Source organism: Gilvimarinus sp. 1_MG-2023, from assembly GCF_030548285.1.
The window spans coordinates 1-304 of sequence record NZ_JAUOSC010000681.1 but is presented as its reverse complement, the minus strand read 5'-3'; the positions used below and the strand labels follow the sequence as shown (position 1 = coordinate 304).

1 protein-coding gene is annotated in these 304 nt (G+C 53.9%); it reads left to right on the top strand.

Features of this window, described 5'->3' with window-relative positions; translation table 11 throughout:
• On the top strand, positions 1-304 hold a 304-nt coding region (locus Q4563_RS18590; RefSeq protein WP_303605562.1), incomplete at both ends, for a hypothetical protein.

The window sequence follows — 304 nt, the reverse complement described above, 5'->3', positions numbered from 1 at the left end:
CTCTGGAGGTTTCCGATACCACCGCAGCAACCTATGTTGCCACGGTTATCGCCACGCTGGATGCCGATATTGCCGAGCTGGAAGACGACGAGCTGACCGATATTATCCCCGAGACGATCGAAAACCTGGTTGGCTCCGATGATTACGAAGACTTTGAACTGGGCTTGCAGCGTACCAAGGCCTTTATCGAGACCCTGCGCACCTATGAAGACAGCTTCTTTGAAGACGGCTATCGGGAAGATGCCGATGCCTACGTGGATATGGTCAAGGCCATCGGCGAAGACAACGCTGATGAATTCCAGGC